Below are 16,197 nucleotides of genomic sequence, written 5' to 3'. Positions count from 1 at the left end.
TCGCACGCCCGCGAGCCCGCAAAATCCGTGCCCACTGGCAGCCCGTCTTGCCGCGAGCTTCTCGGGAGGCTTGCGCCCAATGCTCTGGGTTCGATGACATCCATTCTAAGGTCAACCCGCTATCCCGATCGCTCTTGAGCCACGGTGCCGGAGCGCTCGTCTGAGCTCACCGAACTGATGGAACATGACGAACAGAGCGATCATTCCGGCGCCCAGCTCAGCGATTGCTTGACTGGCTAACAGCCCATCGAAACCCGCAACCACCGGGAATAACAGTACGGCCGGTATGAAGAGATAGCCCTGCCTCGCCAGGGCCACAATTGCACTGAGGCGTGCTCTCCCAAACGCCTGAAGCATTGCCGTCACGAAACTCTGAACCCCAAACAGTCCAAAGAAGAGATGGAACACGATGCAGGACGAGACGGCTATTTCCGTGACATTCTCGTTATCGCTAAATAGACTCACCAAAGGCCTTGCAAAAACAACAACGGCCGCAGAATACGCGATGGAGAATGCGACCGTCACGAAGAGCATGAACTTCGCAGCCTTCAGAATACGAACATAGTCGCGTGCGCCCCAACCGAAACCCAGGATAGCTTGAGCGCCTATGCAGAACCCGGTGATAGGCAGTGCGCCGACCATCAAGATTCGCACAGCTATTCCAACTGCAGCGATGGAATCATCGCCGAACGGTGCGGCAGCTCCGTACAAGAGCATAACCGCAAGAGCCGATAAGATACTCGTCATTGTCGCTGGCGCGCCCACCAACGCGAGCTGTCTGATGCGATCTGCTCGCAATGATATGTGAGATATCCTGACGAGAACTGTCCCGCCAAGCTTCGCAAAATACGCAATATACAGTCCAATAGCGGCGATCTGCGATACCAGCGTTGCGAGGGCTGCGCCACGCACGCCAAGGTCAAACAAGAATATGAAGACAGGGTCAAGCACAGCGTTCAGTAGAAACGAGGTAAGCATCGCCCACATGCTGAATCGCGTATCGCCTTCGGCTCTGACAATGAACCCGCTAACGATGTTTAGAAGCATCAGGGTGTTCCCGAACAAAAGCGTTCCCGCGTAGTCGAGCGCCACGGGCATGATGGTTGGAGTCGCTCCGAGGATTGCGAATATCGCTGGCAGACTTGGAAGCAGAGCGACGGTAACTATGATGCCAATCGGAGCGGTGAGCGCGAGAGCTGTACTTGCGCCTCGACTCGCCTCTAGGTACTCACGAGCGCCCAGATGACGAGATATGAAGGACGCCGTTCCAACACCGATTCCCTGTGCGGCTGCCGCGAGCAGGACCATGATCGGCAAGGTCATGCTCACAGCTGCGGTCGCCTGCGCGCCAAGTGCGCCAACAAAGATCGCATTGACGACCTGCTGTAAAGCATGGATCGATAAACCAACAACAGATGGAATGGCGAGCCGCAGGATAAGGCTCGAGAGATTCGGGTCCGATAGATCGATGTGCTGTTTCTTCTGTGGCATCAAACTTCGCTCGCTCTCGAGCGCGAATTCCGTATCCGGCTCATTCATGCATGAACGTGTCGCTACTTTCCAAATTCGCTGATCGCGCACTCAGCGCAAGCTTTTCCGATCCGCTCTTGCACAGCGGTACATAAGTTTATCTGCGCCGATCGATCGTCGTGATCGCGTGGACCCGTTTGACGTTTCACAAGCTGATTTTTGCTTTGGTCGATTTTCCCTAGGCATACGCCTCCCGCCAATCGCAGGCTTCTGCGGCTCTTAAGTAGAACAACGAGGATCCTGATTGAGGTGTCCGTGCGTAGCCACCTAGGTTCTGCCAGTCATATTGTGCCGTTCTGCCCTTTGTTGACTTCTCATCCGTTGCGTTTTTCCTCGATGATGATCGGCGGGGGAACGCGGCCGGACCCTAGAGCCTCAACTTGGCTTTGGCATCTACCGGATCTTGTAGTAGACGCTCCATCGTCTGCATGGCACACGCAATGAACGTGCCCAGAACCAGTGTTAGGTTCGGCGACGATGTCGTGCAAGCGCTCCATGATCTCGGGTTCCTTGTCGCGATCGAGACGAACGGCAGGCTGCTGGTCCCGGCCGGCGTGGTAAGTGGGTTTGCGGCAGCAAATCGCGCCGCACTGGGCATCGCTCGCGGACACGAACTCAAAATTCGTGTAGCCGCAGCCGTGTGCCGGCGGTTCGATGAGAGGGCTCGGACGATTTCTGCTTCGGCCCACAGACGGCCCTGGCGCCGTCGACCACATGCGGCAGGCCGTCGCGCAACGCCTGACTCATCGGAAATGGCGAATCAGCGTGCAATGTCACAAAACATCCCGGCATCAGATGAAGATATCCCAGGTATTTAAGTTCGAGGCAGCGCACCGACTTCCAACCGTCCCGCAGACACATCGCTGTCATCGGACGCACGGTCATTCCTATCGCGTCGAGGTCGTGCTGAACGGGCCCGTCGATCCGCACACCGGGTTCGTAATGGATTTCTTCAGCATGGAAGAAGCGTTCGGTCTTCTTCTAAAGAAGCTCGATCACCATTGCCTGAACGAAGTCCCGGGACTCGAAAATCCGACGGCGGAAAATATCGCCATCTGGATCTGGCAGCACGCGAAACCGCGCCTTGCGCAACTCTCGAGCGTGAGGGTGTACGAGACGACAGATTGTTGGGCCGAATATGAGGGGCCCGATCGCTGAATTCCGCGCTCATTTTGGGCTGTATTGATGCGGCGCGCCTGTCCTTCTTCGGCTCCGAAACCGACGATCTGCGCTTCGGCTCCTCATCGGCCCGATCCGCAGGCAGATTCCCTCGCTCACGGGAGGCCCTTTGGATCTCGCGGGAGGTCAGACGACGGCGCCCTGCAAGGCTACGATCTCAAGGAGCGCGAGGCAGCCATCGACAGCGCCATGAGCCGCCGCCTTCATCAGCAAATGCGGCAGCCGTAGGCCTCCGAAGCCCGCCGGACCAATTGCCCGGGTTGAGCCGATTTATGCCTCCCGCGACGACCTGGTGTATGTGCCTGCATGGATGATGATCAGGACCTTTACGCGAGAGGCGGCCTTGAGGGACGACCGGGTTTGACGGGAATCTGAGTCGAGAAGGCCCTCATCATAGGGCACTTTCGGCTTCGGTAGGTTCCCCTTCCACGGCACGCTCGTCGAGCGCTTGACGCGCCGCGCCGGTGAAGCCATCCGGCGTCAGCCTCGAGGGACTGGCACGGCCATGGGGCGTGGCCGAGCCGTACAAGACGGCCCTTGCCCAGAGGGGTGCGAAGCGCGCGCAAGGCCTGATCTTCACCGCCGAGCTTGGTGAACTCACACACTAGGAAGACAGCGTCATCCTTCTTGCGCTCGATCTTTTCAAGCGAGGTCTGATGCTTTGGCATCGTGGTCTCCGTTCCCACAAAACATGGACGCATAAACGCGAAGACGTTCAATAAAATAGGACAAAACATAATTACACCACTCCGACGCACCGAGGCGGCCATCCTAATGCCTCGACGGAGCCGCGATTCCCGTTGCGGGCTGGCTGATTCCTCGTGGAAAACGGCGAAGGTATCCTGTCCGACCCGATCTTGGCCGAGACGGCAGACTCGGCGTGCTCTTCCCACCACAGGCCAGCGGGTCGCGTATATCGCCAGCGCTGGTGAGGCGCCACGGGGCATCATCGACGGTGTCTCGCCAGCCGACAGGGAGGAAATCCGCGGGGATCCAGACGCCGGACGGGAGCTGAAGCGAGTTCAGTTTTGAACTGCTTGGATGCCGGAACGGGAGGACTCTGTCAGAAGTAAGCGTTTTTCTGACAGTGCTTTTTCGACGCGCGCTTGCGGAGCTCACCCACACGCGAGTGCTTGCTCTTGGAGGCTCGACGCAAGGGTCATCGAACCAACGGAATAAGAAAGCCCCAACCAGCGACGGTTCCTTGGGTCGAACCACGGCGTCTGGGCTGTGCGCGACAATCCGTCCGCCAGCGGTTGATGGACGAGCCGGCGCTCCGCGCCGGCCACTACACATCTGTACGAGAGCCTCATGAACCGAGAACGGGTCCGCTAGGCACAGCTCACGCAGCCACGGACTTCGTCGCCGTCACCTGCAAGTATTTTTACTCCGCTTTGCTTAGCGTATCTGCTCTCGACTACGCGCCTCATCGCTAGGAATGCCCTCACGCGCGCCGCGGCACTTCAATAATTTCATTTTCATTCGACGCTGCCGAAGTCAGCATGCGAGAAGCGTTGCGAGTAATCGCTGCGGCTTGGCTGTAGCGCAGCGCAGAAATTTAGGCTAGCTTCTGCTCGCGAGTTTGCAAATGCGTACCCGCACCCGATCTCTCCGAAGACAACGAGCGATCATTCGACCGCTCGCCCCCTCACATCCTCAGAGCTGGGATAATCCGGACAATGAGGAAATCTGGTTTGAGTTGGCGCGCGCTATCGGACGTCAGGTCGCACGGGATGAAAATCACGGCTCGGGGCAGCCGATAAAGGACCGACATGACGACAGCGTCATCGAAGAAAACGGCCGTACTATACGCCCGTTATTCCAGCGACATGCAAAAGGCGACCTCGATTGATGGTCAGCTATTGCTCTGCCGGAAGGTCGCATTGCGCAACGACCTCGATGTCATCGGCGAGTTTGTCGATGCCGCAAAATCTGGTCTTACCGAAGGTGCGCGGGACGGCTATCAGCGTTTACTCAACGGTGTGAGAAACCGGGACTTTGACGTAGTCGTGGTTGAGCATTTCGACCGCTTGTCGCGCGATCCCGCAACCATCCAGCGTCTCAAGCAGGTTTTCGAGTTCAACGGCGTTGAGCTGATGGATCAGAAGGGGGTCTATGCGACCGCCACTGACATCAGCATCGCAAGTCTCTACAACACGATTTACAAGCCGCAGCTCGCCGAAAAGGTTCGGCGCGGCCATGACAACGCTGTTGCCAACGGAAGAATTCCTGGCTCATGCGCCTATGGTTATCGGCCGAGGCCGGGCGCGCCGGGCGAACGCGTGATCGATGACAACGAAGCAAAGATTGTGCTCCGCATCTTCAGCGAATATGCAGCGGGCCGCTCGACCCGAACTATCGCCGCTGATCTCACCCGCGAAGGCGTGCCCTCACCAGGGGCAACTCGTCACAAGAACAAGGCTGATCGTACCACCTGGAATCACCAGTGCATTACAGGCGGCCGGCATGGTCGCGGTATTATCGGCAACGATGTATATATAGGCGAGATACATTGGAACGTTCGCTCGACAATTCTCAACCCGGAGACCCAGAAGAAACAGAAGCGCCGCAATCCAGAAGAGCGCCACATCATAGTTAAGAAGCCGGAGCTACGGATCGTGCCGCAAGCGCTCTGGAATCGAGCGCATGAGGTTCGTAGCGCGCGCGCCGTATCTATGTTCGGACCGACTGGCAAGCCGCGGCGTCGCGCCGTGATCCCGCGCAACAACGAGCACCCGCTTGCCGGTGTGCTCCGGTGCGGCGTCTGCAATGGCCACATGCGAATCGCTCAATCCTCGCGTAACGGTGCACCGCGCGCGGCATGCGCGAGCGCGCATCAGCGGGGCACGTGCGAGCACACCCGTAGCTTCGACATGGACGTTCTGCTCGAGGATGCCTCCGACAAAATCCAACTGAAATTGCTTTCGCCGAAAGCCATTGAAGAGGCGATGTGTGCCTGGAAGGAGGAGCGCAAAAACGATCGGAACAAGGGCAGCGAACACTCTAAGCTAGAGCGTCGACGCCGCGTGTTGACTACCGAGATGGAACGCCTGTCATATGCCATCGCAAATAGCCGCCGGAAGCCGGACGAGTTGCTCAAGCGCATCGATGAGTGCGACCTGGAGCGGGAAAGCGTTGAAGAGCGCTTGCGGCTGCTGGGCGCTGGCGGCGAAAATGTCATTGGCTTCGATCACCCGAAATTCGGTGACCGATACCGTTCGGAGGTTAGAAGACTGGTCACCGCGCTCAAGGCCAATCCGAAGGCGATCGAAACTCGCGTAGCCTTCCGCAACTTGATCGAATGCATAGTAGTGCATCCGGTTCGCAAGCGGATGCCCTACGAATATACGCCCTACCTGAACAGCTCCGCGCTTTACGGCAAGAACCTTTTCCCAGAAAACCGCAGCAAGGCGCGAGAAATCAGCACGTTTGCCTACTACGACAATGGCAAGTCAGGGAAATCCGTGTCCTCGTAATAGACGCGGACCTGCATATGGTGGCGGCCGTCGCGGATCTCGCCGTCGAGATGAGCTGTCACGTCGCGAGCCTCTTCGCTTTTCGGTAACCAGCCCGTTTTGCGCAAAAACGGCCGGCTGCGCAAGCGTGGCTAGACCACCGCCGGCCCACGCCCCAGCGTCACCTCGACGATCTCCGGCGGCACGCCGACGCGGAGCGGCATGATGCTGCAACCGAGGCCGCCGGAGATGATGACGTCGCATTTCAGCCGGACATGACCATAGGCGAGCCGGATGCCGTGCTGCGGCGGAACCGCCGGCGACCAGCCGAGCAGGCGGACCTGGCCACCATGGGTGTGGCCGGACAGTTGCAGCGCGACGCGGGCGGGCATGCGCGGCGCGATATTGGGCTCATGCGCGAGCAGGATGATCGGCGCGTCGTCGGTGACCTTGGCAAGCGTCGCGTCGAGATCGTCGGCGCCGAAGCGTCCCGTGCTCCGGAAGCGTCGCGCCGGCAGAAAGGCGAGTTGATCGCCAAGGCCGGCGAGCCAGAATGCGCGGCCATCCTTGGCGAGCCGCACGACGTCGTTCTCGTAGACGGGAATGCCGGCCGCCTCCAGCGCGCGATGCGCGACCGTCGGCCCGTGGCCGGCCTGCTGCACGGTCCTATCGGCCCAATAGTCATGGTTGCCCATGACGGCATGGACGCCGAGCGGCGCTTTCAGGCCGGCCAGCACCTTGGCCCATTCGCTCGCCGGAATGATGCGCGTGACCTGGTGCAGACCGGCAACATAGTCGCCGAGCAGCACGATGATATCCGCGCTGAGCGCATTGGTGCGGTCGACGATGGCTTCGATCCGCTCCAGCGGCATCCAGGGATCGCAGGCATGGATGTCGGCGATCACGGCAATCTTCAGCGGGAAGTCCGCCGGCCATTGCCGCGGGGTTGGATGATAGCGGGTGACGCGAAGCCGCAGCACCGGCTCGACGCCGACGCCGTAGGCCGCGGTCGAGACGGCGAGAGCGGAGAGGCCGCCGAAGGAACGGATGAGGTGACGGCGCGTGATCATGGCAGCCCGATCGTGATGCAGCTTGTTGATGCGACCCGATTGAAGCGGAAATGGGGTGCGCTTGTGCAGACCCTCTGCACGAGATCACCGGAAATTCATGACGGCCCGACCGTCCGTACTTGCGCAGATCAGTCGTCGCTCTCGTCGGTGCCGAACAGGCCGAACTGTGCCGCCGCATCGCGCGATGGCTCGCTGATGCCGAGATGGCGAAAGGCGTGCGAGGTGAGCAGGCGGCCGCGCGGAGTGCGCTGCAGATAGCCGCACTGGATCAGATAGGGCTCGATGATGTCTTCGATCGCATCGCGCGGCTCCGACAGAGCGGCGGCCATCGTCTCGACGCCGACCGGGCCGCCGCCATAGTTCTGCGCGATGGTCGTGAGGTAACGGCGGTCCATCGCGTCGAGGCCGGCGGCATCGACCTCGAGCGCGCTCAGCGCGTGGTCGGCAATCTTGCGATCGATCCTGTCGGCATCGGCCGCCGAAGCAAAATCGCGCACGCGGCGCAGCAGCCGGCCGGCGATACGCGGCGTGCCACGCGCGCGTCGCGCGATCTCGTTGGCGCCATCCGCGCTCATGCCGACGTTGAGCACGCGGGCACCACGGGTGACGATGCTTTCCAGCTCCTCGATGGTGTAGAAATTCAACCGGACCGGAATGCCGAAGCGGTCGCGCAAGGGATTGGTGAGCAGACCGGCGCGGGTGGTGGCGCCGACGAGGGTGAATTTCGATAGCTCGATCTTGACCGAGCGCGCCGCCGGACCCTCGCCGATGATGAGGTCGAGCTGGAAATCCTCCATCGCGGGATAGAGTACTTCTTCCACCGCCGGGCTCAGGCGATGGATCTCGTCGATGAACAGCACGTCGCGCTCTTCGAGATTGGTGAGCAGCGCGGCGAGATCGCCGGCCTTGGCGATCACCGGGCCCGACGTGGCACGAAAGCCGACGCCGAGCTCCTTGGCCACGATCTGCGCCAGCGTGGTCTTGCCGAGGCCGGGAGGACCGACGAACAACACGTGATCCAGCGCCTCGCCGCGCTTGCGCGCCGCCTCGATGAAGATGGACAGATTCTTGCGCGCCTGCTGCTGGCCGACGAAGTCGGACAGCGATTGCGGACGCAGCGCAGTGTCGCCGACATCGTCGCTGCGGCGCTCGGGCGTGACCATGCGGTTGGCCTTAGGATCGCTCACTTCGCGAGCTCCTTCAGGCCAAGGCGAATGAGCTGCGCGGTCTCCGCATTCTCACCCGCGCTGCGCGATGCAGATGCAATGGCCGCGGCAGCTTGCGGCTGGCCGTAGCCGAGATTGACCAGCGCGGAGATCGCGTCCGCCACGGGCCGCGGCGCGCGCTGGTCGTCGACGGCGCCGGCGAGGTGCACGACCGCCGGATCGACATTGGCAAAGGCCGGCGCCTTGTCCTTCAACTCGGTGACGATGCGCTCTGCGACTTTGGGGCCGACACCCGGCGTGCGCGCCACCGCAGCCTTGTCGCGCAACGCGATCGCGTTGGCGAGGTCGGACGGCCCAAGCGTGCCGAGCACGGCGAGCGCGACCTTGGCGCCGACGCCCTGCACGGTCTGAAGCAGGCGAAACCATTCGCGCTCCTGATCGCTGCGGAAGCCGAACAGCTTGATCTGATCCTCGCGAACATAGGTCTCGATCGACAGCACGGCGGCCTCGCCCGGCGAGGGCAGATGCTGCAGCGTGCGCGTCGAGCAATGCACCTGATAACCGACCCCGCCGACGTCGAGGATGACGAAATCCTCGCCGTAGGAATCGATCAGGCCCTTGAGCTTGCCGATCATAAGCCTGCCACCTTCAGCCGCAGCGCGGTGCTCTGGCGATGATGGGCATGGGTGATGGCGATGGCGAGCGCGTCGGCGGCGTCCGCGGACGGCGGATCGGCCTTCGGCAGCAAAATCTTGAGCATCATCGCGATCTGCTGCTTGTCGGCGTGGCCGGCGCCGACCACCGTCTTCTTCACCTGGTTCGGCGCGTATTCGGCAACACTGATGCCGAACATCGCAGGCGCGAGCATGGCGACGCCGCGGGCCTGGCCGAGCTTCAGCGTCGCGACGCCGTCCTTATTGACGAAAGTCTGCTCGACCGCGGCTTCCATCGGCTTGTGACTGGACAGGACGGCGGCCAGCCCCTCATGGATCGCGAGCAGCCGGCTCGCCAGCGGCAAATCGTCCGGCGGCTCCACCGAGCCGCAGGCGACGTAGATCAGGCGGTTGCCCTCGGCCTCGATCACGCCCCAGCCGGTGCGGCGCAGGCCAGGGTCGATGCCGATGATGCGAACGGGGCCACGAATCGGGAGCGTCGTCATGAGCCAGTGATAGCGGCTGGCCGCCGTGGGGGAAACAGAAACAGAACGGAAGTAACAGGGGAAGTGCCCCCCTACCCGCCCATCTTCGCCAGCAGCGCGTCCGACACCTCGAAATTGGCGTAGACGTGCTGGACGTCGTCGTGCTCGTTGAGCAGGTCCATCAGCTTGAGCAGCTTCTCGCCGGTCTCGTCGTCGACTGCGACCGTGTTCTGCGGCTTCCAGATCAGCGCGGCCTTGCGCGGCTCGCCGAACTTGGCCTCCAGCGCCTTGGCGACGTCGCGATAGCCTTCGGTCGAGGCGTAGATCTCGTGGCCGCCTTCGCTCGAGATCACGTCGTCGGCGCCGGCCTCGATCGCGGCATCCAGCACCGCATCGTCGGAGGCGATGCTGCGGTCGTATTCGATGATGCCGGTTCGGTCGAACATGAAGGAGACCGAGCCGGTTTCACCGAGATTGCCGCCGGACTTGGCGAAGAAGGAGCGGATGTCGGAAGCCGCGCGGTTGCGATTGTCGGTCAGCGCCTCGACGATGACGGCAACGCCGCCCGGGCCGTAACCCTCGTAGCGGATCTCGTCATAATTCTCGCTGTCGCTGCCGAGCGCCTTCTTGACGGCGCGCTCGATATTGTCCTTCGGCATGTTCTCCTGGCGCGCCGCGGTGATGGCGGCACGCAGGCGCGGGTTCATGTTGGGGTCGGGCGTCCCCAGCTTGGCCGCGACGGTGATTTCCCGCGCCAGCTTGCCGAACAGTTTCGACTTCTGGGCATCCTGCCGCCCCTTGCGGTGCATGATGTTCTTGAATTGGGAATGTCCGGCCATGCGTGATCTTCTCTAGGGACTCGTGCGCCAAGGTGAGCGTGGGAAGCGCGGCCTTATAGGCCGCGACCCCCCTGGAAAGAAAGAGGCTCTACGACTTTAAGGTAACACCGTACGGGCCCGTGCCTAGATGTCAGGCATCGTTAACCCTGATTTCATTCCAGCCTGCGAAAATAGCCTCCGACCGTCCCGTGACAAGAGAGAGCTGATGGCATTCGAACTATTTCGGAAGCGTCTGCCGGACATGGCTGCAACTGCGGCTGCCCCGCAGGCCGCGCAGCCGGCGGCCCATCCCGAGCCTGCCGCGGCCGTCGAAAGCGATTCGGCCAAGGAAATCCTGGAACTGCTGGAACTCGAGCTGGGCGCCATGATTCGCCAGCTCGAGCGCGCCGCCAATTCGGTGGCCGGCGGCGCCGAGGCGACCGCCACGACGCTTGCCGCCATTCGCGACCGCACCGACGCCCTGACCGGCCGGACCAACGCCGCGCAATCGAATGCCTCCACCTTCGCCCATGCCGCCGACAAATTCACCCAGTCGGCGCTGGGCATCGGGGCGCAGGTTCGCGAGGCCGGCAAGCTCGCCGACGAGGCCAGTGCCGCGGCACAGGAAGCCCGCGCCAATGTCGATCGCTTGCGCGAATCCTCGGCCGCCATCGGCAACGTCGTCAATCTGATCGCACAGATCGCGCGGCAGACGACGCTGCTCGCGCTCAACTCGACCATCGAGGCCGCGCGCGCGGGCGCTGCGGGAAGAGGCTTCGCGGTCGTCGCCACCGAGGTCAAGGCACTCGCGGTGCAGACCCAGGGCGCGACGGAGGAGATCACCAAAAAGATCGACGCTCTGCAGCGCGACGCCGCCGGCTCAGCAGATGCGGTGCACCGCATCTCGCAGGCGATCGAGGCGATCCGTCCGGTGTTCGAGACCGTCAACGGCGCGGTCGCCGAACAGAATGCCACCACCAGCGAAGTCTCCGGCAACGCGACCAGCGCGTCGCAGTTCATCATCTCGGTCGGCGAAAGCGCAGCCGAGATCGATGCTGCGACCAAGGCGGCCGAGAGCCACGGCGAGCACGTCGCCAGCGCAGGCAAGGCCGTGACCGCCTTCGCACAGAAACTGAAATCGCGCTGCGCCGTGCTGCTGCGCCAGAGCGAGCACGACGACCGCCGCAAGACCGAGCGGCTGCCCTGCCATCTCAAGCTCGAAACCGCCCGCGGCGTGCTGCCGGTCTACGAGATAGCGATGGACGGCGTGCTGATCGGCGGCGCGGACGCGGGCCGCCTTGCATCGCAAGCCATGGTCGAAGGCACCCTCGAAGGCGTCGGTGCCTGCCGCCTGCGCGTGGTCGAGCAGTCCAAGGCCGGGGCCCGCGCGCAATTCGTTAGTCCCAATGCCGAGCTACGCGAGAAGATCGAGGACAGGCTGTGGTCGATCCACGAGGAGAACACGGAGTTTGTCACCCGCGCCATGGAGGCGGGTAACGCGCTGACCGCGATCTTCGAGCAGGCGGTTGCCCGCGGCGAGGTGAAGATCGACCACCTCTTCGACACCGATTATGCCGAAATCGCCGGAACCAATCCGCAGCAGTACCGCACCAGATATCTGGATTGGGCCGATCGCGCGCTGCCGGCGTTCCAGGAAGCCTTTCTGGCGAAGGACCCGCGCATGGCATTCTGCGCCATGGTCGATCGCAACGGCTTCCTGCCGGTGCACAATAGGATCTATTCGCATCCGCAGCGGCCTGGTGATGCCGCCTGGAACACGGCCAACAGCCGCAACCGGCGGATGTTCAACGATCCGGCGGGGTTGGCTGCCGCGCGCAACCTGCGCTCGTATCTGGTGCAGAGCTATGCACGCGACATGGGCAACGGAAATACGGTGATGATGCGCGAGATCGACGTTCCGATCCGCGTGCAAGGCCGGCACTGGGGCGGATTCAGGACGGCCTACAAGCTCTAGTGCGCGCTCAGGCAAGACGCCAAAGCGCGAATCACCTCCTAAGATCGATATTGGAATGGGAATGCCGCGGAGAGCCGGCGAATGGCTCTGACTGGAGGACTCTCAAGACATGTCCGTCGTACAACTTGCAGTACTGGACACCGGCTCCAACCGAACACTTTCCGAACGGCTGATCGATCAGCTCGCCGACCGCATCGGCGGCCTCGGCGTGGAACTGGCTGACATCGCCGGCAACGTCCAGGAAGTCGCAAGCCGCGTCGCGAACCAGTCGGAACGTTTCCACCACCTCCAGGAAACCGCCGAGACGATGGTGTCGGCCAACCACGACATCGCCAATGCGTCACAGGCGGTGCAAACGACCACGTCAGCGGCGGTCGGCGAGATCGCGCAGTCGCGCGGCGCAGTCGACGCCGCGGTTAGCCACATCTCCGAACTCGTTGCAGCCGTCGAACGCATCGAGGCGCGGCTCAGCGCAGTCGGCTCCGCGCTGGCACAAGTCGCAAAGGTCTCCGGCTCGATCGAGGCGATCGCGAAGCAGACCAATCTGCTCGCGCTCAATGCCACCATCGAGGCGGCACGCGCCGGCAATGCCGGCCGCGGCTTCGCGGTGGTGGCAAGCGAGGTCAAGAACCTCGCGGAAGCCACCCGCCAGGCCACGCACCAGATCTCCGACACCGTGCGCGATCTCGACGGCCAGATCGAAGGTCTGATCGGCGAGAGCAGCGATGCCTCGCAGCGCGCGAAGACGGCCGGCGAAGGCGCCCAGCGGATCTCCGGCATCATCTCGCGGGTTCAGCAGGGCTTCGCCTCGGTGGAAGCGGAGATCGGCAGCGTCACGCGCGCGGCAACCTCCAACCTCGGACACTGCGACACCGTCATCAGCGAGCTCAACGAACTCGCCAAGGGCGTCGATCTCTCCTCACGCGATCTCAAGAACGCCGATCAGCGCGTGACCAAACTGCTCGACACGTCGGAAGGGCTGATCGCGCTGATCGCCGACAGCGGCGTCGAGACATCGGATGCGCCGCTGATCCGAATTGTCGTCGAGATCGCAAAGCGGATCTCGGACGAGTTCGAAGCCGCCATCGGCCGCGGCGAGATCACGCTCGACCAGTTCATGGACGAGAACTATCGGGAAATCCCCGGCACCGATCCCAAGCAGTACAACACCAACTATGTCGACTTCACAGACCGCGTGCTGCCCGCGATCCAGGACCCGATCCAGAAATCCGATCCCCGCATCGTGTTCTGCGTCGCCTGGGCCAAGGGCGGCTATCTGCCGACGCACAACCCGAACTACCGCCTGCCGCAGGGCAAGGACCCGGTCTGGAATAACGCCAATTGCCGCAACCGCCGCCTGTTCACCGATCGCGCGGTGCAGAAGGTCGCGGCCAACACCAAGCCGTTCCTGCTGCAGACCTATCGCCGCGACATGGGCGGCGGGCAGTTCGTGCTGATGAAGGACCTGTCCTCGCCGATCATGATCCGCGGCAAGCACTGGGGCGCCTTCCGGATGGGCTTTCGGCAGAGCTGAGGGTCGTCGCGACGCGCTTGCGGCGGGGGCGCATGGTCTCCCTGAATCAGAAACCTCGAAAACAACCCCATGCACAGTAGCCGGGGCGGGCAGAATCAATGGCTTAAGCGCCTGATGAATCCCTCGATCCAGACGCCTCTGAAGCGCTTGCGCCGTCGGGCAAAACAGGCGTATACTGCTATTATTCCGAAATTTCCATCCCCTCCTCTTCTCCCCTCGCGAGAGAAGCCGATTTCGATAGCCCCGCCCCGCTTTCCGTAGACGGCGCTGGCCGCGCGCTGTACGGCCTTCCGGGCCTACGCTTGGGCGGCCCGGTAGCTGTGCTTGGCAATGAACGGACTACTTCTTTTGCTCGGTGGTCGTCGTGGCGGCCGGGGTGCCGTCGCGAGCGTCCCGTCGCTCGTCGCGTCCCGTACGCCTCTCTTGGCGCCGCTCTGTGCGTCCCGTGCGGCGTTCCTGGCGGCGCTCTGTTCGCCCGCTGCGCCGCTCCTGGCGGCGTTCTGTGCCTGACTTCGGCGCGTCCGCTGGCGGCGTGGTAGGCGCGGCGGCTGGCGCAGTGGTTTGAGCAACAGCCTCTGAGGCCGCCAAAATTGAGGACGAAACCACAAGCCCAAACACCCCTGCGTATCCAAGGAAGGTTAGTGCGTTGCGACGACAGACCTGTTTCGGCTCCGAACGTTCATTCATGGTCAGGCTCCCGGTTGCTGCCCCTTAGAGCATGTCACCAGCGTCGGTGGCCTAGTTATTGATCTGGATCAACTTGGTTCGGTGCTTCGAGCCACGTTGGGATTTCGGCCGATGGGATCGACACTCTCGGAAAGTGAGGGATGACAGTCCCTGCACTGACGATCAGTCCGTCGTTGAATTTGGTTCGCGCAAAATCCTTGGCTGCTGCTTCGCTTTCAAACGTGTTGGTTAGCCGCGGATGTCGCCGTCTTGACAGTGTGCCATCCAGCGGCACTTCAAAAGTGACGTACCAAGTGTGTTTCATGCCTAAAGCCGCCCCGTCGGTACCGTGGCCTATCCCCGCCAGACAAAGCAAAGCCGCCACCGGGACGAAGCGATGGCGGCTTCTTCCTGGCTTGCGAAACCGGCCTTTACCGCCTGGCTCCGACACGATTGACGCCACCATTCGCATTGCCGCCGGCGTTATGACGGACTGCGGCGCGCGCCACCGGGCGGGGCCTGAGCACGACGCCTGCCCGAGCAACGCAACCCGCTGGGTAGGCAGTGTATTGGCAATACACGACCGCATTGGCTGGGCCTGGATTGAGCGTGAGACCTGCAAGGCCCAACAGGGCGCTGGCAGCAATCCCGGCAACAGTCGCTGACCTGATCGAAAGATGCTTGCTCGGATGCATGGCGGACCTCTCTCTTGGAACTTGCGCAACTGAGGCTCATCGCCTTCTCAGGTGCGGCAGAACACAGCGTAGTCGCCGCAGTGCGCGGGTTCGATTGATCTACATCAAGCTCCTGCGCGGAGAGAGCCGCAATCTCGCGAGCGGGGCTTAAGGAATTCATGGAAGGGTTTCTGTCATGCTCCGCTTCATTCTTGCTTCTCTTGCAGCTTTCGTTTTGCTCACCGCCTGCTTGATCCCCGATGATGCCGAGGCTCGGCGCGGCGGAGGTGCCTATCGGGGTGGCGGCGGTTATCGCGGCGGTGCGGTCGCAGTTCGAGGACCGCGAGGCGGCGGCGCTGTTGCGGTGCGCGGCGCAGGCTACCGTGGCTACGGCTATCGGGGCGGCTATCGCGGCTACGGCTATCGGGGCTACGGTGTAGGAGCGGCAGCGGTAGGCGCGGCTGCCGTTGGCACTGCTGCGTACCGCCGCAGTTGCTACGATGCTTACGGAAACTATATTTGCGCCTATTAACCCGTCGACCGCGACTTCCATCGTCTTCCGCTCAAGTCCGCGCCTGATCGAGCGAATAGGCGTGGACGGTGAAGAGCGGCTTCGGGCTTTGGCCGGGACCGGCTGATAGACGGTGAACGGCTTCGGGCTTCGCATGGCTTGCTCCTGTTGAAGCTCGGGCGAACCCCGAGCTTCAACTTTCAGCCACCGTTAGCGCGTGCAGTTAAACCAAGATTTCGGCTGGAATTCATTGTCCCCGGAATCGTTGCGGTCCGCTGCCGCTGGGTCCAGTCCTGATCGCTCTCCCCGGCCAAGCCGCCGACAGCCGTTTTTCGGCCTATTAAACATTCGGCCGTGCCATTAGGCTCCGGGACCGAGGGGACTAGCATTACAGTTGCTTTTGTTGCGGGCTTCTGAATCCATGGGCAACCATGATTCGAATGTCGTGGGCGCGGGCCGCGTCGGTTGAGGCGACGCTTGC

General features: G+C 62.4%; 13 protein-coding genes and 1 pseudogene. 5 read left to right on the top strand and 9 right to left on the bottom strand.

All coding sequences use genetic code 11. From position 1 onward, the window contains the following. Nucleotides 1-111: 111 nt before the first annotated feature. A complete protein-coding gene (locus IVB42_RS06400; RefSeq protein ID WP_247299139.1) occupies nucleotides 112-1,539 on the bottom strand; it encodes an MATE family efflux transporter in 1,428 nt (475 codons plus the stop codon). Nucleotides 1,540-2,325: 786 nt separating this feature from the next. On the opposite strand from IVB42_RS06400, the gene queD reads away from it, so the two are divergent. Both queD and IVB42_RS06390 read left to right on the top strand, forming a co-directional pair. Continuing rightward, on the top strand, nucleotides 2,326-2,688 hold the full coding sequence (gene queD, locus IVB42_RS06395) for a 6-carboxytetrahydropterin synthase QueD (protein ID WP_018454585.1): 363 nt from the start codon (nucleotides 2,326-2,328) through the stop codon (nucleotides 2,686-2,688). A 1,793-nt stretch (nucleotides 2,689-4,481) separates the two neighbouring features. Further along, complete coding sequence (locus tag IVB42_RS06390) at nucleotides 4,482-6,185, top strand: recombinase family protein (RefSeq protein ID WP_247469905.1); 1,704 nt, start codon at nucleotides 4,482-4,484, stop codon at nucleotides 6,183-6,185. Here the strand turns inward: IVB42_RS06390 and IVB42_RS42220 are convergent. The 6 genes and pseudogenes from IVB42_RS42220 to IVB42_RS06360 all read right to left on the bottom strand — a co-directional run. After that, nucleotides 6,167-6,247: pseudogene (locus IVB42_RS42220) on the bottom strand (acyl-CoA thioester hydrolase); the annotation flags it as partial. The gene IVB42_RS06390 and the pseudogene IVB42_RS42220 overlap by 19 nt on opposite strands. Nucleotides 6,248-6,316: 69 nt before the next feature. Further along, nucleotides 6,317-7,234, bottom strand: a complete 918-nt coding sequence (locus IVB42_RS06380; RefSeq protein ID WP_018454588.1) for a metallophosphoesterase — start codon at nucleotides 7,232-7,234, stop codon at nucleotides 6,317-6,319. A 128-nt stretch (nucleotides 7,235-7,362) separates the two neighbouring features. Next, the gene (gene ruvB / locus IVB42_RS06375; protein ID WP_026232771.1) at nucleotides 7,363-8,421 is read right to left on the bottom strand and encodes a Holliday junction branch migration DNA helicase RuvB; all 1,059 of its coding nucleotides are present in this window, start codon (nucleotides 8,419-8,421) and stop codon (nucleotides 7,363-7,365) included. Next, on the bottom strand, nucleotides 8,418-9,035 hold the full coding sequence (ruvA, locus tag IVB42_RS06370; RefSeq protein ID WP_018454590.1) for a Holliday junction branch migration protein RuvA: 618 nt from the start codon (nucleotides 9,033-9,035) through the stop codon (nucleotides 8,418-8,420). The genes ruvB and ruvA overlap by 4 nt, the downstream gene beginning before the upstream one ends. Further along, nucleotides 9,032-9,559, bottom strand: a complete 528-nt coding sequence (ruvC, locus tag IVB42_RS06365) for a crossover junction endodeoxyribonuclease RuvC (protein ID WP_018454591.1) — start codon at nucleotides 9,557-9,559, stop codon at nucleotides 9,032-9,034. Before ruvC ends, ruvA begins: the two co-directional genes overlap by 4 nt. Before the next feature lie 71 nt (nucleotides 9,560-9,630). Then, nucleotides 9,631-10,377, bottom strand: a complete 747-nt coding sequence (locus tag IVB42_RS06360) for a YebC/PmpR family DNA-binding transcriptional regulator (protein ID WP_018454592.1) — start codon at nucleotides 10,375-10,377, stop codon at nucleotides 9,631-9,633. 205 nt (nucleotides 10,378-10,582) lie between these two features. Here IVB42_RS06360 and IVB42_RS06355 point away from each other — a divergent pair, with 205 nt between their 5' ends. Both IVB42_RS06355 and IVB42_RS06350 read left to right on the top strand, forming a co-directional pair. After that, a complete protein-coding gene (locus IVB42_RS06355) occupies nucleotides 10,583-12,331 on the top strand; it encodes a methyl-accepting chemotaxis protein (protein ID WP_247336586.1) in 1,749 nt (582 codons plus the stop codon). A 109-nt stretch (nucleotides 12,332-12,440) separates the two neighbouring features. Further along, nucleotides 12,441-13,865, top strand: coding sequence for a methyl-accepting chemotaxis protein (locus IVB42_RS06350; protein WP_247294131.1), 1,425 nt, complete (start codon nucleotides 12,441-12,443; stop codon nucleotides 13,863-13,865). A gap of 742 nt (nucleotides 13,866-14,607) precedes the next feature. On the opposite strand, the gene IVB42_RS06345 is transcribed toward IVB42_RS06350, so the two are convergent. Next, complete coding sequence (locus tag IVB42_RS06345; protein WP_231191003.1) at nucleotides 14,608-14,997, bottom strand: hypothetical protein; 390 nt, start codon at nucleotides 14,995-14,997, stop codon at nucleotides 14,608-14,610. Next, the gene (locus IVB42_RS06340) at nucleotides 14,963-15,226 is read right to left on the bottom strand and encodes a hypothetical protein (protein WP_083926371.1); all 264 of its coding nucleotides are present in this window, start codon (nucleotides 15,224-15,226) and stop codon (nucleotides 14,963-14,965) included. The genes IVB42_RS06345 and IVB42_RS06340 overlap by 35 nt, the downstream gene beginning before the upstream one ends. A gap of 175 nt (nucleotides 15,227-15,401) precedes the next feature. Here IVB42_RS06340 and IVB42_RS06335 point away from each other — a divergent pair, with 175 nt between their 5' ends. After that, a complete protein-coding gene (locus IVB42_RS06335) occupies nucleotides 15,402-15,737 on the top strand; it encodes a hypothetical protein (RefSeq protein ID WP_083926372.1) in 336 nt (111 codons plus the stop codon). Nucleotides 15,738-16,197 lie beyond the last annotated feature (460 nt).

Source organism: Bradyrhizobium sp. 45 (genome assembly GCF_023073155.1).
Taxonomy (GTDB): Bacteria; Pseudomonadota; Alphaproteobacteria; order Rhizobiales; family Xanthobacteraceae; genus Bradyrhizobium; species Bradyrhizobium canariense_D.
Note: the sequence above shows the minus strand (reverse complement) of the source record. Positions and strands in the feature narration are given on the sequence as shown.

Excerpts from the sequence above, each read along its gene's own strand:
- IVB42_RS06400 (WP_247299139.1), bottom strand. The coding sequence starts at position 1,539 with ATGAATGAGCCGGATACGGAATTCGCGCTCGAGAGCGAGCGAAGTTTG.
- queD (WP_018454585.1), top strand. The coding sequence starts at position 2,326 with ATGAAGATATCCCAGGTATTTAAGTTCGAGGCAGCGCACCGACTTCCA.
- IVB42_RS06390 (WP_247469905.1), top strand. The coding sequence starts at position 4,482 with ATGACGACAGCGTCATCGAAGAAAACGGCCGTACTATACGCCCGTTAT.
- IVB42_RS06380 (WP_018454588.1), bottom strand. The coding sequence starts at position 7,234 with ATGATCACGCGCCGTCACCTCATCCGTTCCTTCGGCGGCCTCTCCGCT.
- ruvA (WP_018454590.1), bottom strand. The coding sequence starts at position 9,035 with ATGATCGGCAAGCTCAAGGGCCTGATCGATTCCTACGGCGAGGATTTC.
- ruvC (WP_018454591.1), bottom strand. The coding sequence starts at position 9,559 with ATGACGACGCTCCCGATTCGTGGCCCCGTTCGCATCATCGGCATCGAC.
- IVB42_RS06360 (WP_018454592.1), bottom strand. The coding sequence starts at position 10,377 with ATGGCCGGACATTCCCAATTCAAGAACATCATGCACCGCAAGGGGCGG.
- IVB42_RS06355 (WP_247336586.1), top strand. The coding sequence starts at position 10,583 with ATGGCATTCGAACTATTTCGGAAGCGTCTGCCGGACATGGCTGCAACT.
- IVB42_RS06350 (WP_247294131.1), top strand. The coding sequence starts at position 12,441 with ATGTCCGTCGTACAACTTGCAGTACTGGACACCGGCTCCAACCGAACA.
- IVB42_RS06345 (WP_231191003.1), bottom strand. The coding sequence starts at position 14,997 with ATGGTGGCGTCAATCGTGTCGGAGCCAGGCGGTAAAGGCCGGTTTCGC.
- IVB42_RS06340 (WP_083926371.1), bottom strand. The coding sequence starts at position 15,226 with ATGCATCCGAGCAAGCATCTTTCGATCAGGTCAGCGACTGTTGCCGGG.
- IVB42_RS06335 (WP_083926372.1), top strand. The coding sequence starts at position 15,402 with ATGCTCCGCTTCATTCTTGCTTCTCTTGCAGCTTTCGTTTTGCTCACC.